20 protein-coding genes are annotated in these 21664 nt (G+C 68.8%); 6 read left to right on the top strand and 14 right to left on the bottom strand.

Going from position 1 to position 21664, the window contains the following annotated elements; genetic code table 11:
* Positions 1 to 11: 11 nt before the first annotated feature.
* The 9 genes from ACFVM3_RS05965 to ACFVM3_RS05925 all read right to left on the bottom strand — a co-directional run bounded on the left by ACFVM3_RS05965 (position 12) and on the right by ACFVM3_RS05925 (position 10069).
* Positions 12 to 797 carry a DeoR/GlpR family DNA-binding transcription regulator gene (locus ACFVM3_RS05965; RefSeq protein WP_034316006.1) on the bottom strand — a complete coding sequence of 262 codons (786 nt, stop codon included), beginning with the start codon at positions 795 to 797 and terminating at the stop codon, positions 12 to 14.
* 126 nt (positions 798 to 923) lie between these two features.
* A complete protein-coding gene (locus ACFVM3_RS05960) occupies positions 924 to 2780 on the bottom strand; it encodes a DUF5107 domain-containing protein (RefSeq protein ID WP_378435996.1) in 1857 nt (618 codons plus the stop codon).
* Positions 2777 to 3844, bottom strand: coding sequence for an ABC transporter ATP-binding protein (locus ACFVM3_RS05955; protein WP_378435994.1), 1068 nt, complete (start codon positions 3842 to 3844; stop codon positions 2777 to 2779). The genes ACFVM3_RS05960 and ACFVM3_RS05955 overlap by 4 nt, the downstream gene beginning before the upstream one ends.
* Before the next feature lie 6 nt (positions 3845 to 3850).
* Positions 3851 to 4780 carry a carbohydrate ABC transporter permease gene (locus ACFVM3_RS05950; protein WP_378435992.1) on the bottom strand — a complete coding sequence of 310 codons (930 nt, stop codon included), beginning with the start codon at positions 4778 to 4780 and terminating at the stop codon, positions 3851 to 3853.
* Positions 4781 to 4790: 10 nt separating this feature from the next.
* Positions 4791 to 5750 (bottom strand): carbohydrate ABC transporter permease, encoded by a 960-nt coding sequence (locus tag ACFVM3_RS05945; RefSeq protein WP_378435990.1) that lies wholly within the window; start codon positions 5748 to 5750, stop codon positions 4791 to 4793.
* On the bottom strand, positions 5750 to 7141 hold the full coding sequence (locus ACFVM3_RS05940; RefSeq protein ID WP_378435988.1) for an ABC transporter substrate-binding protein: 1392 nt from the start codon (positions 7139 to 7141) through the stop codon (positions 5750 to 5752). Before ACFVM3_RS05940 ends, ACFVM3_RS05945 begins: the two co-directional genes overlap by 1 nt.
* Positions 7142 to 7222: 81 nt before the next feature.
* The gene (locus ACFVM3_RS05935; RefSeq protein WP_378435986.1) at positions 7223 to 8104 is read right to left on the bottom strand and encodes a ketose-bisphosphate aldolase; all 882 of its coding nucleotides are present in this window, start codon (positions 8102 to 8104) and stop codon (positions 7223 to 7225) included.
* 10 nt (positions 8105 to 8114) lie between these two features.
* Positions 8115 to 9005 carry a 1-phosphofructokinase family hexose kinase gene (locus tag ACFVM3_RS05930; RefSeq protein WP_378435984.1) on the bottom strand — a complete coding sequence of 297 codons (891 nt, stop codon included), beginning with the start codon at positions 9003 to 9005 and terminating at the stop codon, positions 8115 to 8117.
* 182 nt (positions 9006 to 9187) lie between these two features.
* Positions 9188 to 10069, bottom strand: coding sequence for an SIS domain-containing protein (locus ACFVM3_RS05925; RefSeq protein ID WP_378435982.1), 882 nt, complete (start codon positions 10067 to 10069; stop codon positions 9188 to 9190).
* A gap of 208 nt (positions 10070 to 10277) precedes the next feature.
* Between ACFVM3_RS05925 and ACFVM3_RS05920 the strand changes: the two genes are divergently transcribed.
* From ACFVM3_RS05920 to ACFVM3_RS05910, 3 genes are all read left to right on the top strand, one after another.
* A complete protein-coding gene (locus ACFVM3_RS05920) occupies positions 10278 to 10751 on the top strand; it encodes a carboxymuconolactone decarboxylase family protein (RefSeq protein ID WP_378435980.1) in 474 nt (157 codons plus the stop codon).
* A 100-nt stretch (positions 10752 to 10851) separates the two neighbouring features.
* Positions 10852 to 11304 carry a MoaF C-terminal domain-containing protein gene (locus tag ACFVM3_RS05915; RefSeq protein ID WP_378435978.1) on the top strand — a complete coding sequence of 151 codons (453 nt, stop codon included), beginning with the start codon at positions 10852 to 10854 and terminating at the stop codon, positions 11302 to 11304.
* Positions 11305 to 11417: 113 nt separating this feature from the next.
* Positions 11418 to 12641, top strand: a complete 1224-nt coding sequence (locus tag ACFVM3_RS05910; protein ID WP_378435976.1) for an APC family permease — start codon at positions 11418 to 11420, stop codon at positions 12639 to 12641.
* Here ACFVM3_RS05910 and ACFVM3_RS05905 read toward each other — a convergent pair.
* The 4 genes from ACFVM3_RS05905 to ACFVM3_RS05890 all read right to left on the bottom strand — a co-directional run bounded on the left by ACFVM3_RS05905 (position 12599) and on the right by ACFVM3_RS05890 (position 16585).
* Positions 12599 to 13411 (bottom strand): tryptophan synthase subunit alpha, encoded by an 813-nt coding sequence (locus ACFVM3_RS05905; protein WP_378435974.1) that lies wholly within the window; start codon positions 13409 to 13411, stop codon positions 12599 to 12601. The genes ACFVM3_RS05910 and ACFVM3_RS05905 overlap by 43 nt on opposite strands.
* The gene (locus ACFVM3_RS05900; RefSeq protein ID WP_378435972.1) at positions 13408 to 14241 is read right to left on the bottom strand and encodes a hypothetical protein; all 834 of its coding nucleotides are present in this window, start codon (positions 14239 to 14241) and stop codon (positions 13408 to 13410) included. The genes ACFVM3_RS05905 and ACFVM3_RS05900 overlap by 4 nt, the downstream gene beginning before the upstream one ends.
* A 17-nt stretch (positions 14242 to 14258) precedes the next feature.
* Positions 14259 to 15395 carry a hypothetical protein gene (locus tag ACFVM3_RS05895; RefSeq protein ID WP_378435970.1) on the bottom strand — a complete coding sequence of 379 codons (1137 nt, stop codon included), beginning with the start codon at positions 15393 to 15395 and terminating at the stop codon, positions 14259 to 14261.
* 197 nt (positions 15396 to 15592) lie between these two features.
* Complete coding sequence (locus ACFVM3_RS05890; RefSeq protein WP_378435968.1) at positions 15593 to 16585, bottom strand: AraC family transcriptional regulator; 993 nt, start codon at positions 16583 to 16585, stop codon at positions 15593 to 15595.
* 308 nt (positions 16586 to 16893) lie between these two features.
* Here ACFVM3_RS05890 and ACFVM3_RS05885 point away from each other — a divergent pair, with 308 nt between their 5' ends.
* A complete protein-coding gene (locus ACFVM3_RS05885; RefSeq protein WP_378435966.1) occupies positions 16894 to 18339 on the top strand; it encodes an APC family permease in 1446 nt (481 codons plus the stop codon).
* On the opposite strand, the gene ACFVM3_RS05880 is transcribed toward ACFVM3_RS05885, so the two are convergent.
* On the bottom strand, positions 18319 to 19068 hold the full coding sequence (locus tag ACFVM3_RS05880) for a GntR family transcriptional regulator (RefSeq protein WP_378435964.1): 750 nt from the start codon (positions 19066 to 19068) through the stop codon (positions 18319 to 18321). The two genes, ACFVM3_RS05885 and ACFVM3_RS05880, sit on opposite strands and share 21 nt — an antisense overlap.
* A gap of 109 nt (positions 19069 to 19177) precedes the next feature.
* On the opposite strand from ACFVM3_RS05880, the gene ACFVM3_RS05875 reads away from it, so the two are divergent.
* Positions 19178 to 20047: an aldolase gene (locus ACFVM3_RS05875; RefSeq protein WP_378435962.1), complete on the top strand. Its 870-nt coding sequence runs from the start codon at positions 19178 to 19180 to the stop codon at positions 20045 to 20047.
* Positions 20048 to 20067: 20 nt separating this feature from the next.
* A complete protein-coding gene (locus ACFVM3_RS05870; RefSeq protein ID WP_378435960.1) occupies positions 20068 to 21552 on the top strand; it encodes a CoA-acylating methylmalonate-semialdehyde dehydrogenase in 1485 nt (494 codons plus the stop codon).
* Positions 21553 to 21664 lie beyond the last annotated feature (112 nt).

The raw sequence follows: 21664 nt of genomic DNA, 5'->3' as shown, positions 1-21664 counted from the left end.
TGTACCTGGACTCAGACGGCTTGGACCTCGACGCCCGCGGCCTCGAACGCCCGCAGCACCTTCGGATCGGCGTTGGAGTCGGTCACCAAGGCGTGCACCTGAGGAGTCGCGCAGATCCGCGCGAACGCACGGCGGCCCAGTTTCGATCCGTCGGCGACCGCGACGACGCGTTCCGCCCGCTCGACCATCAGCCGGTTGATACTCGCCTCGCCCTCGTGATGGGCGAAGGCGCCGGCGTCGGCATCGAACGCGTCGACGCCGAGGAACAGCAGGTCGATCGTCAGTTCGCTGAGCACGCGCGTCGCCAGCGGTCCGCTGAGCTCGAACGACTGCGGACGCGCGACCCCGCCGGTGACCACGATCTTCACATGCGGCCGGACCGCGAGTTCGTGTGCGATGTTCAGCGCGTTGGTGACCACCGTGAGCCCGGGCGAATCACGGAGACCGGCCAGATCGGACCGCGTCGCCAGCGACCGCGCGACGCCGGCCGTCGTCGTCCCGCCGTTGAGGCCCACCACCATGCCCTGCGCGACGAGCGCCGCCGCGGCGACGCTGATCCGCTGCTTCTCCGGCACGTGCCGCGCGGTCTTGTACCGCAGCGGCAGGTCGTAGGCGAGGTCGTTGGCCACCGCACCACCTCGGGTGCGGGTGAGCAGCTGCTGCTCCGCCAGGTGATCGAGGTCGCGCCGGATCGTGGCCGCGGAGACGTTCAGCTCCTCGGCCACGTCCTCGACGTCGATCTTCTCCCGCTGCCCCAGCAGGTCCAGCAGGGTGCTCAGCCGTTCGTGCCGGGCCATCGGCGCCACTCCTAGCTCGCTGCGGCCTATCGCGCATGGCGTTGCGCTGTTGGCCACTGTTTCGAGCAGTATGCTGCATCGCGGTTGTCCACCGCGAGCGGCACGCCGGTCGAGTGGCCCGGCCGGTCACTTCATCCGGAAGTCGTGCTGTTCCGGCAGCGGTTCACCGGAAACCGCCGCCCAAGTGTCCGACAAGGACGTTTCCCCTTCCCTGATGTTCGCGACCTCGAAACCGGTGTCGTACACGGCCTTGGCTCCGGTGACATCGCCGTGGGCCAGCCGGGTGCGGGCGGTCAGCAGGGCGATCCGCCCCTCCACGGGCAGCCCGTCCAGCAGCTCGCTCGCTTCGCCCGGGAGCCCCGCGGCGAGTTGCGCCGCGATGGCCTCGACGAGCAGAGGACGCAGTGATGGCGCGAGGGCGACCGCCCGCCGGTACAGCCAGGCGGCCTCGTGCCCGGCCGTGACGGCCGCGAGATTCCGTAGTGCCCAAGGGTTCTCGGCCGCCGAGACGGACTCGCGCCAGGCGCCGACAGCGTCCGAATGCCGTCCGGCTGCCCAGTGCGCGACACCGCGGTGATACCAGGTCAGCCAGTTCTTCGGCGCGTACGCCAGGAGATCCGCCCAGTACCGGTTCACCAGCGTCGGCGGCGGCACCGCGAGCGGATCACCGTCCGGCGGCGTTCCGTCGAGCAACGCGAGCCACGGCTCCTGATCCGGCCCGAGCGACTCGTCCGGGAACGGCGTGCCGGGCAGGCACATCGGCGCGCGCCGGTTCTCCAGCGCGCCCCAGCCGGAACCGGTGGCCAGGAAGGATTCCGGGGTGATGTCGGCGATCTTCCGCCAGTCGTCCCGGTACTCGTCCAGTGCTTCCGCCGACGGCAGACCGGCGGCGACGGTTTCGCGGGCCGCCGTCCAGTCTTCCCCGTGCACCGCGGCCGGATCGGCGGCGACCGGACCGTAGGCCTCCAGCCAGTCCCAGCTCTCCCCCGGCGGCAGGCGCAGATGCTCCAGCTGGGTGCGGGCCAGACCGGCCTGGATCTCCAGGTAGCCGCCCGCGCCGGGCGCCAGCCACTCCTGCCAGCGGCGCCCACCGGTGGATTCGCCCCACAGGAACAGCTTGCGGCCGCGCAAGCGACCGGTGGACGACTGTGCCAGCCCCGTACCGTCAGCCTCGACGGCCGCGACCCACGGCCTTCCGGTCACCTCGAAGAAGTAGTCCGCCGCGGCCTCGGCGCGGGTCGGATACGTCAGCTCACCGGGGACGTCGACCAGGTCGAGCCGTCCTGAATAGCCGTAGTGCCACGCCTGAGTCGCGGGAGCCAGCACGCGGGTGCCTTCGTTCTGTGGCACCGCGATGTTCGACCACCAGTACACCGGGACGTCATAGGGATGCGGGTTCCGCACCCGCACGGCCACGAGCAGCTGTTCCGAGTCGTCGGGCAGCCAGAAGTCGATCTGGTACGGCAGGTCGCGGGTGCGTTCCCACTCCCACAACCGCAGCACCGGCGTGCCGTCCGGGCCCTCGATCTCCGCGGCGAACATCGGCTCGCAGGTCAGTGTCGTATGCCCGGTGCTGCCGAGGTTCCACTCGACACCGCCGGCGAACCAGGCGTCCCGCAGGGCGAGGTTCGCGGGCTGGAACACCGGGTTGCGGTAGAGCAGCTCGCGGCCGGACTGCTTGTGGATCAGCGAGTACAGCCGTCCGCCCAGCGACGGCAGCACGGTGGCGCGGAGCTTGTCGTTCTCCAGCACCAACGCCGGAAGCTCACGTTTCGTGCGCTCGCGGGTGTAACCGTCCTGAAGCAGGCACGGCAACGGCGTGTCCAGACGGCCGTAGCCGATGTTCTCCGCCAGGTCGGGCGGCAGCTCGTCCACATTGGACACCTTGGCCACCGCTTCGGGCTTCCGGAGCGGCGGTAACGGGTTCTCCGGCCCCAGTTCGGCGGCCGGAAGGACCAACCCGGTGCGGTACAGGCGCGTCATGCGTCCGGAAGCCGATCGCCGGTGGCGGCGTCGAACAGGTGCACCGCGCCCGGTTGAGGTGTCAGGGTGATCGGCTCGCCGCGCTGCCACGGGGCCATGCCCGGGGTGCGGACGGTCAGCACGCGGTCGCCGTCCCGGCAGTACAGGTACTGATCGCTGCCCAGTTCCTCGACGACCTCGACGACGGCCTCGAAACCGCCGTCCCCGATCGTCCAGCCCTCGGGCCGGACACCGACGACGATACCGGGACCGGTCAGCGCCGAACGCTGCGCCGGGGTCAGCGGTAGCCGCGTACCACCGGCGACGGCGCCATCACTGTCCACAGTGGTCTCCAGCAGGTTCATCGCGGGTGAGCCGATGAACCCGGCGACGAACACGTTGACCGGCTTCGCGAACAGCCCGACCGGCGTGTCGCACTGCTGCAGGATCCCGTCCTTCAGCACGGCGACCCGGTCCCCCATGGTCATCGCCTCGACCTGGTCGTGCGTGACGTACAGCGTCGTGATGCCCAGCCGCCGCTGCAGGGACGCGATCTGCGTCCGCGTCTGCACCCGGAGCTTGGCGTCCAGATTGGACAGTGGTTCGTCCATCAGGAACACACTCGGCTCCCGCACGATGGCCCGCCCCATCGCGACGCGCTGCCGCTGACCGCCGGACAGGTTCGCGGGTTTACGGTCGAGGTACTCGGTCAGGTCGAGTACGGCCGCGGCCTCGCGTACCTTGCGTTCGCGTTCGGCCTTGGCCATCTTCGCCAGCTTCAGATGGAAGCCGATGTTCTCCCCCACCGTCATATGCGGGTAGAGCGCGTAGTTCTGGAACACCATGGCGATGTCCCGGTCCTTCGGCGGGAGTTCGGTGACGTCGCGGTCGCCGATGTGGATGGAGCCGTCGTCGACGCCTTCCAGCCCGGCGAGCATCCGCAGGGTGGTCGACTTCCCGCAGCCGGACGGGCCGACCAGCACCAGGAATTCGCCGTCGGCGACCTCGAGGTCGAGGCCGTCGACCGCGGGGCGTTCCACCCCGGCGTAGAACCGGGTGGTGTCGGAGAAGGTCACGGTGGCCATCAGGTCCTACTTTCCGGCGCCGAGGGTCAGGCCGGTGATGATCCGGCGGGCGAGTACGAGGTAGAGCACGAGCATCGGGAGCACGACGATCGCCACCCCGGCGATCAGGCCGCCGTACTCCGACTGGTAGCTCGCGGCCCCGTAGAAGGTGAAGAGCGCGCGCGACAGCGTGAAATGCGCCTGGTCCTTGAGGAACACGATCGCCAGCAGAGTCTCGTTCCACAGGCCGATGGCGTTCAGCGTCAGCGCGGTGATCATGCCGCCGCGGGTCAGCGGCAGCATGACCGAGAAGAACGTGCGCGTCGGGGACGCACCGTCGAGCGCGGCCGCCTCCTCCAGTTCGTCCGGCAGTGACCGGAAGAACCCCGTCATGAGGAACACCGTGAACGGGATCGACAGCGCCACGTACAGCACGAACAGGCCGTACTCGTTGTCCAGGTGCACCTTGCTGAGCACCACGAACAGCGGGATGATCACGGTCTGGAACGGCACGCCCATGCCGATCGCGACGACGTTCGTCATCGGGCCCGCACCGCGGACACCGAGCCTGGTCAGCGCATACGCGCAGGGCGCCGAGACGGCGACGGTCACGACCGTCGCCAGCCCGACCAGGAGCACGGTGGTCAGCACGGCCTGTCCGAAACCGGCGTTGTTCCAGGCGTAGATGAAGTTCCGGAACGGCTTGCCGACGTGGAACCACTGGTACGGCAGGGCGAACGGCTTGGTGAAGATCTCCACCGGTGTCTTGAACGACGCCGTGAGCAGCCAGTACAGCACCAGGATATTGCCGGCGGTGAACAGCCACACGATCGTGGAACCCAGTACCCGCAACGGGCTGAACCGTTTGGAACCGGGCGCCGGACGCGGTTTGCGCGGCGGCTTGCGCGCCGGTTTCGGCGACGGGCGCGCGGGCGCCTCGACGTCGGTGACGGACATGTGATCTCCCTCAGAACTGGATCGCGTCACGGCGCATCAGCCGGCGGAGCAGGACGACGAGCACGGACACCAGCGCGATCATCGCCACCGCGCAGGCGCACGCGGCGCCGAAGTCCGGTGTGCCGTTCGAGCCGAAGGTCCGGTCGAACACGTAGATCCCCAGCGTCCAGGCTTCGTTGGGCGGGGCGTAGGTACCCGGACCGGCCAGCACGAACACCAGCTCGAAGATCTTGAGCGCGTTGATCGTCCACAGCACGCCGGCGACACCGACCACGTCCCAGGTCATCGGCAGCGTGATGTTCTTGAACTTCTGCCACGGCGAAGCGCCGCCCAGCTCGGCGTCCTCGTAGAGATACGGCGGGATGCGGTCGACCGCGGCCATCAGGATGGTGATGTAGAACCCCGAACTGGCCCAGATCAGCGAGGCCGTCACCACACCGGTCACATTGGACGGTGCGAGGAACTTCGCCGCGTCCGCGCCGAGGCTTTCCAGCACGTAGTTCGCCAGCCCCTGTTTCCCCGGCTGGTACTTGAAGACGAAACCGAGGAACATGCCGAGCGCGACCGGCGCGACGATGTTCGGGAAGAACAGGATCGCGCGGACGATCTTGCCGCCCTTCATGTCCCGCAACACCATGGTGAACAGGAACGCCAGCGCGAACGTGCCGATGCCGCCGAGGAACACGTAGATCAGCGTGTTGCGGAAGGCGTACTGGAACGAGTCGCTCGCCCACATCTGCGTGTAGTTGGTGACGCCGTTCGGTTCCGGGGTGTCTCCCGCCCCGGCCCAGCTGGTGAAGCTCAGCACCACGGTCGCGATCGTCGGCAGTACCAGGAACGCCAGGTACAGCACCAGCGCCGGCGCGGCGAACGGCCAGAACAGCCGTTTCTTGCGGCTCAGGTGCGCCCCGGCCTTCGCGGCCCGTGGCGGCGGTGGCGCTGGGGTCACCGGTGTCGTGACCGTGGCCATCAGCCCTGGTTCTTCCAGAACTCGGCGCCCTTGGTGGCGAGCTGGTCCACGAACTGCTGCGGGGTGATCTGGCCCTTGAGCAGCGCGATGTCGGCGGGGTCGAAGACGTCGGTCTGCCATTTGCCGCCGGCGATGCCGTCGATCCCGTCGTACTGCAGGACGTGTTCCTTCTTCGGGTCGTCCAGCGCGGCCTTGACCTGCTTGAGGTCGTCCGGCACGGCGAGGTCGGCACGCGGCACGAGGTTGTCGGCCACGATCGGGATCCCGGCGAGCAGGTCCTTGTTGAGGAAGTAGGCGATGAACGCCTTGGCCGCCTCGGGGTGCTTGGCCTTCTTGGTCACCGAGAAACCGATCGACATCTGCTCGACGGTGTCGTGCGTGGCGCCTTCGGGCATCGGGAACTGGAAGGAGCCGTAGTTGATCTTCGTTCCGGCGCCCTGCTTGTCCAGGTACTCACGGGTCTCGCTCGGCGCCCAGCTGCCGACGTAGAGGAACCGGGAGTCGCCGTCCGCCCAGCGCTGCTGCACCTGGGGGAACTTCGCCGCGTCCCAGCCGTCGATGAAGTACTTGGGCAGCTTCGCGGTTTCGGTGGCCGCCTTGAGGAAACCGGGGTCGGTCTTCCACGCCTGACCGGTCTTGTCCGTCGCGGCCTTGTAGAGCCCGCCCGCGCCGACGTACCGCTCGGCGAGCTGGGTGTAGAAGTACATGTTGTAGAACGGGATGTCGCCGTCGAGGCTGATGGCGGCCTTGCCGTCGGCCTTCGCCTTGTCGAACAGGCCGATCAGCTCGTCCATCGTCTTCGGCTGCTGGATGTCGCCGGCGGTGTCCTTGTTGAACCACCAGGCGCTCGACTGGATCGTGTACGGGACCATGAAGTTGTGGCCCTCGCGGTCCTTGTTCTGCGGGAAGTCGTACGAGCTGGGCGAAAGCACGTCCTTGACGGTCTTGTCGCCCTCGCCGACCTTCATCGCGAACACGTCGTCGACGCTCTGTGTGCCACCCGGCGTCATCACCGCCGCGCCGACCTTGCTGACGTCCTGGTCGAACAGGTCCGGCACCGCGTCGGTGTTCAGCGCGGGCACCAGGTTCTGCGTGTAGGCCTTGCGGCCCAGCCACTGCACGTCGACCTTGACACCGGTCTTCTCCTGGAAGCATTTGAAGGCCTTCTGGAGGACCTTGCCCTGCGGCTCGTCGGCCGTCCACATGGACCAGTACGTGAATTCCTTGTCCGTCACGGGCTTCACCCCCGCTTCCGGACAGGGTGCGTTGAGGAACTGGTCGACGCCCGGGAGCGCGTTCTCGCCGGTGCCACCGGCCACGTCCCCGCCGCCGCATCCCGCGAGCAGGAGCGCCGCCCCTGCCGTCAATGCCGTGAGCCTGCCTACCCGCATCCGCCACCACCTGGATCGAAGATCACACAACTTCTGCTTGTTGTTGCGCAGTTTTGTGAGGTTTCGCGCACATGTCAACAGTCAATCGCGCAAAGTCTGCTCAATCGTCACCTTGACCGGTTCAACACGATCAAGCTTGAGCACACCGAGCAACCGCCGCACCTCGACAGCGACCGCCGCCCTTCCGGCTCCGAGATACTTTCGCGGGTCGACGCGTTCCGGATGCGCGCGCCAGTCCTCCGCGGCGGCCGCGGTGAAGACCTTGTTGAGCTGGGTGGCGATGTTTATCTTCGTCATCCCGGCCCGGACCGCCTCGGCCAGCCCGTCGTCCGGCACGCCGGACGAACCGTGCAGCACCAGCGGCACCGGCACCCGCTCCCGCAGGCGCGCGATCAGCTCGAAGTCCAAGGCCGCGTCACGGGTGAGCATGGCGTGCGAACTGCCCACCGCCACCGCGAGCGCGTCGACCCCGGTGGACGCGACGAACTCCGCCGCCTCGTCCGGATCCGTGCGCGCGCCGGGCGCGTGGACGCCGTCCTTGCCCCCGACCTCGCCGAGTTCGGCCTCGACCCAGACCCCGTGGTCGTGGCAGTACGCGGCGACTTCGCGGGTCGCGCGCACGTTGTCGGTGTAGTCCAGTTTGGAGGCGTCGAACATGACGGAGCCGAAGCCGAGCGCGACCGCCTCGCGGACGAGGTCGGCCGATTCGGCGTGGTCGAGATGCACCGCGACCGGCGTGGCGGCACTTCTGGCCGCGGCCAGCGCCGCCGCGCCGACCGGCGCCAGCGAGCCGTGGTACTTCACGGCGTTCTGGCTCAGCTGCACGATCACCGGCGCTTCCGCCGCGGCCGCGCCGTCGACGATGGCGGTGAGGTGTTCGAGCTGGATCGCGTTGAACGCGCCGCAGCCGTGCCCGGCCGCCGCGGCGGCTCCGACGATCTCCCCGGTTCCCACCAGAGGCATGACAGTTCTCCTAGTCCGGGCGGGCGCGCACGGCGACCAGCCCCTGTTCGGCTTGGTAGTGCGCGAGATCGACGTCGCCGGCGAGCGGGCCGAGCACGGCCGCCCCGGACAACGCGACGGCCCGGCGCAGGATGTCCGGCCACGGTTCGACGCGGCTGAGCCCCAACGCCAGCGCCGCGACGACGGCGTCACCCGCGCCGGTGGTGTTGCCGCGGAGCACAGTGGACGGTGCCGCGTGCCAGGTGCCGGATCCGGTCACCGCCAGCAGCCCCTCCGGGCCCAGCGAGACGACGACGGCGCCCGCCCCGGCCTTGCGGAGTTCGGCCGCGGCGGCCACCGGGTCCCGCAGGCCGGTGACCTCGCGCAGTTCGTCCGCGTTCGGTTTGACCACGGACGGCTTCCCGGCCAGCCCGGCGAGCAGCGCCGCACCCGAAGTGTCCAAGATGGACGGTGCGTCGCCGAAGAGCCCGGCGTATCCCCCGGCTCCCGGCGGCAGACTGCCCGAGCAGACGAGTACCTCCGGTTTCCTGGACCGGACGGCCGCCGCAAGCGCTTGCCATTCGTCCCCGGTGAGCCGTGGCCCCGGCTCGTTGAGCAGCGTGACCGAGCCGTCGCCCGCGAGAACCGTAGTGGTGCGCCGGGTTTCCCCGCCGATGGGAACGACGCCCGCCGGGATGCCCGCCGCCGCGAGATCACCCACGACGGCCGCTCCCGTCGAGCCACCCGCCGTGAAGACCGCGCGGACGTCGGCGCCGAGGGTGTGCAGCACGCGGGCGACGTTGACGCCCTTGCCGCCCGCCCGGTGCCGTACTTCCCGCACCCGGTGCACGTCACCGGGCCGCAGACCGTCCACTGTGTACGTGACGTCCAGCGCGGTGTTCGGCGTGACGGTGACGATCACGGCGGCCCCATTGTCTGTTGGTGAACCCGCGACCGCGATCGACGTCGGCAGGACGCTGCCCGGTCTTCCTTGTCACCGACGCGGATAGGGCTCCCTGCCACCGCGATAGCGGGGCCTTCGGCCGGGGCGGGTTCACGCGTCCGGTCACTTTCCGAATACCTCACAGCTCCGCCAACGGGCTTTCAGGTCAGGACGACGGAACGGGTGAGGCTGCGGGGGTTGTCCGGGTCGAGGCCCTTGCGGGCGGCGATGGCCGCGGCGACACGCTGCGCGCGGACCAGATCCGCCAGCGGGTCCAGGCCGCTCTCGACGAACAGGCCACCCGCGCGGGCGACGTCTTCGGCCAGGCCTTCCGGCGCCTGCCCGAACATCCAGGTCACCCGGCCGGGTTCGCTGATGCTGATCGGCCCGTGCCGGTAGTCCCATGCCGGGTACGACTCCGTCCACAGCAGGCAGGCCTCGCGGAACTTGAGCGCGGCCTCGTTCGCGATGCCCACGGACCAGCCGGTGCCGAGGAAACTGAACTGCTCCGCGGAGACGAGTTCGCCGGGCAGCGGTTCGGCGAGTACGCGTTCGGCCTGGTCGGCGACCGCGGTCAGGTCCTCGCCGAGGTGGGCGCGCAGCATCGCCAGCGCCGTCGTGGCGAACCGGGTCTGCACGACCGAGCGTTCGTCCACCACGGAGAGGTCGACGATCGTGTCCGCGGCGGCCTCGATCTCGCGCGGCACGCCGGTGATCGCGATGGTCGGGGTCTTGCCCCTCAGCTTCGCCAGCAAGGCGTGGACCTCGGTCGTCGTACCCGACCTGGTCAGCGCCACGACGTGGTCGTATCCCCTGGCGGATGGGAACTCGGACGCGGCGAAGGCGTCGGTCTCGCCGAGCCCGGCGGACTCGCGGAGGACGGCGTACGCCTGGCCGATGAACCACGACGTGCCGCAGCCGACGATCGCGACCCGCGCGCCCGGCGGCGGCAACTGGTCACTGTTCGCCGAGGCCAGCGCCGCCGCTTCCCGCCAGCAGCCGGGCTGGCTCGCGATCTCCGCCGCCATGAAGGTCCCGCTCATGAACTCCCCATCCGTGCCAGTTGTGCGCAATAGCTGTCACGTTAGGTGCAGTTTTGTGCAACGTCAATGCTCTGTTGGCGCACTTTCACGCATTTGCTCCGCGCAGATGTGCATGATGGACTGACCGTGACCGGCGTCACGTCGCGAGCTGTCACAACCTCTCGGTCCCGCTCGTCATGTGTGCAGGAACCGACGGAGAGGAAAGATCATGGAACCGCGTGTCAACCTGTTCGAGAACGAAGTCATCCTCAAGTACGCCAAGCGTCTCGGCGCCGCGAACCGTCCGATCGAGGAATCCTCGCTGCCGCACGCGACCCAGGAGCTGGTGAAGCTGCGCGCCAGCCAGATCAACGGCTGCGGCTTCTGCACCGACATGCACAGCAAGGACGCCGCGCACGCCGGCGAGACCTCAGTGCGGCTCAACCTGGTCGCCGCCTGGCGGGAAGCGAACGTGTTCACCGAGGCGGAGCGGGCCGCCTTGGCGCTCACCGAGGAGGGCACCCGCATCGCCGACGCGCACCACGGTGTCAGCGACGAGACCTGGGCGCAGGTGCGCAAGCACTACGACGACGAGCAGATCGGTGCCCTGATCGCGCTGGTCGCCACGATCAACGCGTACAACCGGCTCAACGTCATCGCCAGGACGCCGGCGGGCGACTACCAGCCCGGCATGTTCGACTGATCCTCGCGTTCACCGACAACAGGATCGCTTCGCCGGACAACGATCGAGGCGCGACGGGCTGCTAAACCTGCGGATACCAGCGATCCGGAGGTTTCAGCCCGTGCGACTCGACGTCCGTTTCTTCCCTGTGACCGGGACTCATCCGCTCAGCACCGACCTCGTCGGGCTTCGCGCGAACTTCCACTACGGCTCCGGGAACGTGCTGGAGCAGCACTACGCGGACCGGACGACGATGGTCTGGACCGGCGTGTCCGGTGATTTCGCCGGTGTCCGGCAGAAGGAGGCGACCCTGCGCGTCTTCGAAACCGGCCCGGCGCAGTATTTCGTCACCTGGTACGAGAGCGGGACCGTCGCGACGGCAGCGCACGGTGAGGTCTTCGACGGTGGCTATCCCATCGCGGTGATGGCCGATTTCGGCCGCTTGGTCGCGACGGCGGCGTACACGAATCCTCGCGAGGACGGCGGCCAGTATTTCCTGGTCGACCAGGCGACCATCGAGATTCTGGACAAACCGCACGGATGGAGTTCTTTCCCCGCGCCGCGGGGGTCCTGACCGGCGAACGAAGTTAACCCAGGGCGTGCCCCGGGTATCCGACGGTCATGCGCCGATCAACAGTCGAGCACTCATCTCGGTCGAACACCCGGCATTTGACCGTGCCGCAGGGCGTGGCACTGTACGTCGGCGCCGTCCTCGGCACCGGCCTGCTGGTACTGCCGTCGCTGGCGGCCAAGGCCGCGGGGCCCGCTTCCCTGATCGCCTTCCTCGTCCTGGTGCTGGTCTCCGCCCCGGTCGCGGCGACCTTCGGCGCGCTGGCCGGACGGCATCCGGACGCCGGCGGACCGGCGACGTTCGCCCTCCGGGCGTTCGGACCGAAGACCTCGGCGGTGACCGGTTGGTGGTTCTATTTCGGCACCCTGGCGGGAATGCCGGCCGCCAGCGCGTTCGGGGCGGCCTACCTCACCGAATTGGTCGGTGGCGGCCGGTCGATGACGATGTTCCTGGCCGCCGTGCTGGTCCTCATCGCCATCGGGGTGAACTTCTTCGGCGTGCAGCTGTCCGGCCGCGTGCAGTTGGTGCTCACCGGTTTCCTGGCACTTCTTCTGGTCGGCGCCGTGGTGCTCGCGGCACCGAAAGCGGACACGGCCAACCTTCAGCCGTTCGCGCCACACGGTTTCGCCGGTATCGCGACCGCGATCAGCCTGCTGGTGTGGGCCTTCATCGGCTGGGAAACCGTGACCCATCTGGCCCCCGATTTCCGGAATCCGCGGCGGGATCTGCCACTGGCCACGGGAATCTCCATCGTCGTCATCGGCGTGCTCTATCTCGCCGTCGGCGGAATGACGATTCTCGTGCTCGGACCACGAGCCGGTGAAACCGAAGCGCCACTGGCCGCGTTGCTCGGCGAAGGGCTCGGCACCTCCGTTCGCGTGGTCGCCGCGGTGATCGCCGTCGTGGTCACTCTCGGGGTGCTCAACGTGTTCGTGGCGAGTATGGCGAAACTCGGCGCGGCGCTCGGTCGTGATGGCGCACTGCCGCATTGGCTGGCCAAGGGCAGCCGATCGGGTGACGTTCCGAGGCGCAGCCTGCTCGTGGTGACCGTCGGGACCGCGCTCAGCTTCCTCGTCGCGATCCTCACCGGATTCGAACTGGAACAGGCGTTGCTCGCGGAGAACGCCTGCCTGATCGCGATCTACCTGGTGGCGATGGCCGCCGGAGTCCGGCTTCTGCCGTCCGGCGGGAAACAGCGATGGCTCGCCGTCATCGCGACGGTCCTGGTGTTCGGCGTGCTCCTGCTGGCGGGCTGGTACCTGGTGTTCGCGGGGGCGCTCGCGGTGGGGGCGCTGCTCTACCTGAAGTTCTCCAGAAGGTCCGGTGACGACCGCGCCTGACCGGACCGGGCCCTGGACATCCCGAGGAGCCAGCGCTCGAACGCCGGCACGCCGTCACCGAGGACGGTGAGCGCGTGACTGCCGACGATGAAGCCGTCGGCTCCTTGCCGCGCGACCGCCGCGACGTCGTCGCCGTCCCGGATGCCGAAGGCGGTGTAGACGGGCAGATCCGGACGGATACGGCGGATGTCGTCGATCCGGCGACCGAGCCTGTCGTCGATGGTGCCCGCCCGCCCGGTCTCGGCGCTGAGCGCGAGATACACGAACCCGTCGCCGCAGCCGAGCACGTCGGCCTCTTCGTCGGTGAGGTGCCCTGCCGTCGCGCGCAGCGGCGGCACCAGGGCGAGTCCGCGGCGGCGCGCCAGGGCCGCGTACTCGGGGAACGGCCGGATGTCGTGCTCGCAGAGCAGACCCGCGCAGCCGGACAGGATTTCGTCACCGGCACGCCAGTCGCCGGCGGCTGGCCAGGCCGACCGGTAGACGATCCCGACCCGCACCGGCGCCTGCGCCAGCCATTCGGGCAGCCGGGACGACCGCGGGTCCAGGTTGTCCGGCCCCGCCTTCGCCAGCGCCTCCGCGACGACGCTCCCGGTGCTGGCGGAGAAGCCCGCGTCGAGCAGGATCGGGAACTCGACGAAGTCCACTCCCGCGGCCACCGCGGCACGGACGGCGGCGAAACTGGTGTCCCAGTCGGGGAAGCCAGGGATCAGATAGATACCGAATCCCAGCCTTCCGCCGATGGCGAGGCTCTCACGAAGACCGGCGCTCATACCGGTTGCTCCTGCCTGGAAGCCGCGATGTTCATGACCCGCAGCGCGCAATAGCTCTCCCACAAGGTCGAACCAGGGTTCGTGCTGAACCCGCCGTCCGGTTGCGCGCACCGCTGGACCGCGGCGTGCAACCCGGCCCAGTCCCAGGCCAGGTTCAGCAACTGAGCGGTTCGCGCGCCCCAGTAAGCACTCGCGAGTGACCAGTCCGCTTGCGACGGCCGCATCCGGATATGCCCGAATCCGTCGTCGCACGAGGCGACGAACGGAGCGCTCGCCTGCGCGTCGGCGTGATCGTCCTCGGTTCCGAGCCAGTGCCGGATCGCGACCGAGCAATAGGTCCGTTCGATGTCGGACGGACGGCCGGGCAGGAGCGCACAGCCACGATCGTCCCCGGTACACGCACGCAGGAACGCGCGGATCTCGGCGGCGGAGTCCGGGTCCGGCCGGGCGCCGAGGATGATCAGAGACCTGACGCCGTAGAAGAGGTCGTCCAGGTCGACGACGACCCGGCCCCCGGCGATGAGCGCCGCGTCCACCCACCGGACCACCGCGCCGGAATCGGGCACGGTGACCCCGGCGAGCTGATACAACCGCAAGGCGTAGTACGTCGCTCCCAAGGACGGTGCCCCGTCCCGGAACATCGCGTAGGCGCCGCCGGTCCGGGCCGCCGAGGCGAATTCCAGCTCCGGCCGGGTCAGGCCGATCCCCCGCATCGCGCGGATTTCGGCGCCGAACCGGGCGGCCTCGAGGCTGGGGGCGCTTTCATCGGTCTCGACGAGCAATCCGTCGCTGCCACGGCAGGACTCGACGAAGGTGAGGATGTCGGTCATGGTGCGTCCTTTCTTCCTCAGCCGGGCGCGGACCCGAAGATCTCGTTCTGTGGCGGGAAACTCTGGAAGTCGAGTGTTTCGAAGCCATAGGCGGCAGGCAGTTGCTGCGGCGCGGGAGTGTGGAACAGCAGCGAATCGGCGTGCGTCCGGTTCGCCGGGGCGTTGGAGTACGCGTTGTACAGCTCCAGGGCCCGGCGTTGCGCTTGGGGGATCGACGGCAGCGGACCGGCGGCGACGAAGTCGTCGACCTCCTTGAGCACGGTCATGCCGAGGCAGAAGGTCAGCAGATCCTGCGGCTCGGCGACCAGACCGGCCCCGGTACGGACGACCCGGTACGGCTTCGGCATGGCTTCGAGGAGGTCCCCGGCGTAGATGACGAAGTCGGCGACGTCCGTGCCCGCGATGTCGCGTTCGAGGATGCTGGGGCTGAGCAGATAATTGAGGTAGCCGAAGATCTTGGGATTACGGCTGAAATAGAACAGGCAGGCGGCCTCTTCTTCGGCGCGTGTCTCCGCGTCGATCTGCCCGGCCAGCCGCGACATGACCGTGCCGTAGCAACCGGAGTCGACCAGCGCGACCCGTTCGGGCTCGAACCACTCACCGTCCCGCAGTCCGAGCACGTCCGCGAGGGCGCCGTGGTCGGCGCGGGACGCGTGGGCGAGGCGGATGTCCAGCCCGGTGGACATCTTCAGGTCGAGCCGCCGCGCCGTGAGATAGGTCGTCAGCATGTCGCGCGCGAGGAACAGGACATGCCCGCGACGGCGGTGCACGCACCATCGGACGACCCAGTGCGCGAAGGAGACCCAGAGCGGCAGCCACGGCCGGACTCGCCAAAGGAACCGTTCGATCGCCGAGCCGGCGCCGTCCGCGAGGGTGTGCCCGCGGCCGGGATCGATCGCGTGACACACCTGCGCCAGCTGGACTTCGGAGAGATCACCTTCCCCGCGCATGGTCTGGATGAAGTCGCGGATGGCGTCGTCCATCGCGGGGGCCGGGGAACCCGTGATGGAGCACCATCGCGCGATCCAGTGCTCGCCCATTCCGGCCCACGCGGCCGACGCGCTGGCCGCGTCGGGTCCGGGACATTCGGTGAGCAGGCCGGTCAGCCACGCCGGGACGTCGCCGGCCGGCACACGAGGGTCCGCGGCCAGCACGGCCGCGGCACCTCCTCTTCGGGATGACGTTTCACGCTCTCGGGGCATGGCCTGACCCTTCCGTCGGCGGTACCGGAAGCGTCACGCCGTATGCCTGGTGCAGCAGGGAAGAACGAGGTACTGGTGGGTGACGCTTCGTTCCACCGTATGAGGGCATGGTGGACCGTGGCGATCACTTCCGCGCACGGTCCTGTCCATCATCCGTACCCCGAGCGAAAGGGCCCGACGAGGCGGCGCAAGGTATGCGACGGGGCTTCACCGAACCGGTCACGATAGGTGGCCGCGAACCGCCCGAAGTGGAAGAACCCGTGCCGTTGGGCCACTTGTGCCACGGTGACCGTGTCGGGCTCGCCCGCGGAAAGGTCGGCATGGGCGCGTTCCAACCGGACATCGCGAAGATAGGCGTTGGGAGTGGTCGCCAGATGCCGCTTGAAACCCTTCTCCAGCGCGCGCACGCTCACCCCGAGTTCGCGGGCGAGGCTCGTCACCGAATGATGCCGGTGCGGTTGCCCGTCGATCAGCCGGGTGGCCTCGCGAATGGTGCGTGAAGACACGAGTTTCGCTTCGCCGGTCACGACGTCCCAGTAATTATGCTTCTGTGAAGCCAAAAATGTGGTCATCAATCCCTGTTCGACGGCATCCGCGACGGCTTCGATTTCCAGCGCGCTGTCCGTGTCGTCCAAGGACTCTACGTAAGCCGTCAAGGCGTCGTACCATCCCTTGGCGGGCTGACGACCGGTATTCAGCGTCTCCTCGAACCGCAAGGGCTGAGGCAGTGCGCGACCGAGCATCGCACTCAGCCGCATTTCGAGGACTCCGCGGTCGATGATCACCATCATCTGGGCGAACTCTCGCGACCAGCGGGCCTCCAGCACAGAACCGGGATTGCACACGTGCCCTCGTCGCTCACGGAGGTGCAGGCTCCGCCGCTCCCCGGCGGCGGCCGCCCTGCCGGTGACCGGGATCGAGATCAGGAAGTGCCGGCGCGTACCGCCGACCCGCAGTTCCGCCGCGGCGGAGCAACAGACGCAGGCGACCGTGAAGTTCTTCGTGCGCCGGGCGTGCACGCGAACCTTCGACGTGGGGCCCGCGCGAAACCGGCATTCCCCGAACAGGCCGGCCAGACACTTCCGCGTCTCCTCCGGGTCCTCCGAATCCAGCAGCATGAACTTTCCCAGCGGTGTGTCCATTCGAGCCCCCTTGAGGACACCGGAGGTGGATCGTTCCTGACGGCGTTCCTCCCGTGTACCCGGTCGGATGGAGTGCCGTGAACCGGACGGGCAAAACCGATCGAACAGCCTAAACCGGCAAGATCGGCCGTATCGGACTAACCACTCACGCGGGTTCTAAACGCGTCGATTCCGGTCAACCGGCCTCGGACGCGGACACCCACTCGGAGGTACCCGGCGCTGACGGACAAGCGGTGGGCACGCAAAGGCAAAGACCGGTGCGGCGCCCCCTCCCATACTGGCCGTCCAGCCGAGACGAGGAGTACCGAATGCGCCGAGACGACACGTCGCTCGCCAAGAACGTCCTGGGCGTGCCGGGCATCGTCTTCCTCGTGCTCGCCGCGGTCGCGCCGCTGACCGGGATGATCGTGATCGCGGCCATCGGCATCGCGGTCGGGAACGGCGGCGGCATGGTCGCGGCGTTCCTGCTGGCGACGGTCGTCCTGCTGCTGTTCGCCGTCGGCTACGCGCAGATGTCGCGGGTGCTCACCAGCGCGGGCGGCTTTTACGCGTTCGTGGTCAAGGGCCTTGGCAGGACGCCGGGTCTCGTCGCCGGGTTCGTCGCGATGCTCGGCTACAACTGTTTCGTCGCGGGCGCGATCGGCACGAGCGGGTTCTTCACCTCCACGGCGATCGACGACGTCTTCGGCGTGAAACTCGATTGGCTGTTCTGGAGCGCGCTCTCGGTCGTGCTGGTCTTCCTGCTCAGCCGCCGCGGAATCGCGGTCAGCGCGAAGGTGCTGGGTGTCTCGCTGATCCTCGAAGTGTCGATCCTGCTGATCATGGACTTCAGCGTGCTGTTCCGGCACGGCTTCTCGTTCGCCGCGTTCAGCCCGTCCGTCATGTTCCAGGGCGCGGGCGGTCTCGCGTTGCTGTTCGCCGCCAACGCTTTCATCGGGTTCGAGGCGACGGCGCTGTTCGGCGAGGAGGCCAAGGATCCCAAGCGGACGATCCCGCGGGCGACCTACATCGCGATCGGGTTCATCGGCGTGTTCGCCGCGTTCACGACCTGGGCCGTGGTCAGCGCGATCGGCGCCGAGCAGGCACAGGACGTGGCCGCCGCGCATCTGTCGAGCGGGGACCTCGTGCTATCGGTCGCGCAGGAGTATCTCGGCGGCCCGTTGACGAAGGTGATGCTGCTGCTTCTGGTGGTCAGCCTGTTCGCGGCGCTGCTGGCGCTGCACAATTCGGCCACCCGTTATCTGTACGCGCTGGGCCGGGTCGGCGTGCTGCCGCGTCTGCTTGGCAAGACCGATCCGCGCAACGGCGCGCCGCGCTACGCCTCGATCGTCCAGCTGGTCTTCGGTTCGCTGGTGGCGCTGGCGTTCCGGCTCGCGGGCCTCGACCCGGTCGCCGATCTCACCGCGAGCATGACCGGCTTCGGGACGCTCGGCATCCTCACCCTGCAGTTGTTCGCGGCGGTGGCGATCCTGGTCTACTTCCGCCGGACGCGGGATCGCCGGGTGGTGAAGACGCTCATCGCCCCCGGGCTGGGCGCGGTGGGTCTCGGGCTGATCGTGACGCTGGCGATCCTCAACTTCCCCACACTCGCCGGGTCGAGCAACGGCGTCGTCCCGCACCTGCCGTGGCTGCTCCTGGTGGTCGCGCTGGCCGGGCTCGCGCTCGCCGGCTGGCTGCGGCGGTTCCGCCCTTCGGTGTACGACGCGCTGGAAACCGATCTGGAACGCGAACCGTCAGACGTTGTGGGTCAGTGAGAGGTTGAACGAGTAGCGCGACGCGCGGTAGACGTGCCATCCGTACTCCACGACCTTGCCCGATTCGTCGTAGGTGGTGCGGCGCATGGTGAGCAGCGCCGCGCCCGGCTTCTCGTCGAGCAGTTCGGCGTCCTCTTCGGTCGCCTGCCGGGCCCCGACGTTCTGCTGGGCGGCGTGCAGCCGGACCCCGGCCGAGCGCAGTAGCTGGTAGAGGCCCGTGTCCCGCAGTTCGTCGTCGGCCGGGGCGATGAGGCCGTCGGGCAGGTAGTTGTTCATGATCGCCAGCGGCTCGCCGCCGGTCGAGCGCACCCGCTTGAGCCGCCGGACGTGGGTCAGACCCGGCGCCTCGAGATGCTCGATCGCGTCGTCACCCGCGGGCTCGACCCGGTTGACGAGAACGACCGATTCCGGCTTGTCGCCGATTTCGCTGAGGTCGTCGAAGAGGCTGCTCAGCCGCAACGGCCGTGCGACCTTGGTGCGCACGACCTGCGTGCCGACCCCGCGCTTGCGGACGAGGAGCCCCTGATTGACCAGTGACTGGATCGCCTGACGGATGGTCGGCCGCGAGAGATGCAGCCGCGCGGCCAGGTCGAGCTCGTTGTCCAGCCTGGCGCCGTTCGGCAGCCTTCCGTCTTCGATGGCGGCACCGATCTGCCGGGCGACCTGGGAATACAGCGGCTCCGGACCGTTCGGATCCACCACGATCTCGCCGGGCGCCCAGGGTTTCATGCGCGGAGCCTACCGCGACCGGCCACTATGACCTTATGTCCATATGTCTTGACAAAGTCTCCCACCGCTTGCGATGGTCGCGGGACCACGCGAGCCGGGAGGTACGAAGGTGTCGGACACAGTGCGCCGGATAGTCACCGCGCGAGTGCGCGATCCGGGAGCCGTCGCGGTGGCCGCCGCCACCCGCGTCCGGGCGAAGTCGCCCTTCAACGACAAGGGCCGCACGATGATCATCGCCGCGGACCATCCGGCTCGCGGCGCGAACGGCGTCGGCTCCGACCCGCTCGCGATGGCCGACCGCGGCGAACTGCTCGACCGCCTCTGCCTGGCACTGGAACGCCCCGGGGTCACCGGCGTGCTGGCGACGCCGGACATCATCGACGACCTACTGCTCCTCGGCGCCCTCGACGGCAAGACCGTCATCGGCTCGATGAACCGCACCGGACTCGCGGGATCGACTTTCGAGATCGACGACCGGTTCGCCTGCTACGACGCCGAAACGATCGAGCGGATGCGGTTCGACGGCGGCAAGACGCTCACCAGGATCTGCCTGACGGACCCGGCGACGCCGAGCGTCCTCGAGAACACCGCGAAGGCGGTCAACGACCTCGCCGACCGCAAACTGATCGCGATGGTCGAGCCGTTCCTGGCGGACTGGGTCGACGGACGCCTCCGCACCGACCTCTCCCCCGACGCCGTGATCCGCTCGATCACCATCGCCTCCGCGCTCGGCCGCTCGTCGGCCTACACCTGGCTGAAACTCCCGGTGGTGCAGGACATGGAACGCGTGCTGGCCGCCTCGACGTTGCCCACCGTCCTGCTGGGCGGCGAGGTCAAGGATCCCGACGCCGCGTTCGCCGCCTGGCAACGCGCGCTCGCCCTGCCGACCGTGCAAGGCCTGGTGGTCGGCCGGTCCCTGCTCTACCCGCACGACGGCGACGTCGCCAAGGCCGTCGACACGGCCGTCGGACTGCTGTGAACACCTGTGGAGGACAACGCGTGAAGACCATCGATCACTGGATCAACGGCACCGCGACCGCGGCGGGCTCCACCCGCACCGCTCCGGTGTTCGACCCGGCCGCGGGGCGCCCGCGGGCGCAGGTGCTCCTCGCGGAACCGTCCGATGTGGACACCGCGGTGGCCGCCGCGGGCAAGGCGTTCGAAACGTGGGGCGATTCGTCGTTGTCACAGCGGACGAAGGTGATGTTCGCCTTCCGCGAGCTGCTGGTGAAGCACGAGGACGAACTCGCCCGGATCATCTCCGCCGAGCACGGCAAGGTGATCGACGACGCGCGCGGCGAGATCGTCCGCGGCCGCGAGATCGTCGAGTACGCCTGCGGGATCGCCGACGCGCTGAAGGGCGGCTTCTCCGACCAGGTCTCGCGGGACGTGGACGTGCACGACTTCCGGCAGCCGCTCGGGGTGGTCGCCGGGATCACGCCGTTCAACTTCCCGATCATGGTGCCGCTGTGGATGCACCCGATCGCCATCGCGGCGGGCAACACGTTCGTCCTCAAGCCCAGCGAACGGGTCCCGTCGGCGTCCCGGCTGGTCGCCGAACTGTACGCCGAGGCGGGCCTTCCGGACGGCGTGTTCAACGTGGTCAACGGGGACAAGGTCGCGGTCGACGCGATCCTGGAGCATCCCGATATCGCCGCCGTCTCGTTCGTCGGGTCGACCCCGATCGCCAAGTACGTCCACGAACGCGCGACGGCGTCCGGCAAACGCGTGCAGGCGCTGGGCGGGGCCAAGAACCACGCCGTCGTCCTGCCCGACGCCGATCTGGAGTACGCCGCGAACCATCTGACGGCCGCCGCGTTCGGTTCCGCCGGGCAGCGCTGCATGGCGATCTCCATCGGCGTCGCCGTGGGTTCGGCAGGCGACGGGCTGGTCGAGATCCTGAAGCGCAAGGCCACCGAGATCAAGGTCGGTCCCGGTGACGAGGCGGGCAACGACATGGGTCCGGTGGTCACGGAGGCCGCGCGGCAGCGGGTGGTCGACTCCGTCGCCCTCGGCGCGGAGCAAGGCGCGACCGTGGTGGTCGACGGCCGGGACCTCCGGGTCGCCGGGCACGAAGAGGGATTCTTCGTCGGACCGTCCCTTTTGGACCACGTGACCACCGGCATGGCCGCCTACCGCGACGAGATCTTCGGGCCGGTACTCGGGATCGTGCGGGTGTCCACTCTGGACGAAGCGATCGCGCTGATCAACGCGAACCCGTACGGGAACGGGACCGCGGTCTTCACCGGAAGCGGCGAGGCCGCGCGGCGGTTCCAGCGCGAGGTGAAGGTGGGCATGATCGGGGTGAACGTGCCCATCCCGGTGCCGATGTCGTACTACTCCTTCGGTGGCTGGAAGGACTCCCTCATCGGGGACAGCCCGATCCACGGCCCGGCGGGCGTCCGGTTCTATACGCGGGCGAAGGTCGTCACGACGCGGTGGCCGCATTCCACCGCCGGTTTCCATTTCCCGACGTCCAGCTGACGACCGCATTTCGTCCTCTGAATGTGTTTCGGAGCGGGGTGAAGGGGCCTTTCACCGCATCTAACGCAGCGAAGGCCCCCTTCACCCCACCCGGCGCCCACGCCTCCCCGAT

The sequence above is a fragment of the Amycolatopsis sp. NPDC057786 genome (genome assembly GCF_042797905.1).
In the GTDB taxonomy this organism is placed as follows: Bacteria; Actinomycetota; Actinomycetes; order Mycobacteriales; family Pseudonocardiaceae; genus Amycolatopsis.
This window is presented reverse-complemented; position numbering and strand designations above follow the sequence as displayed.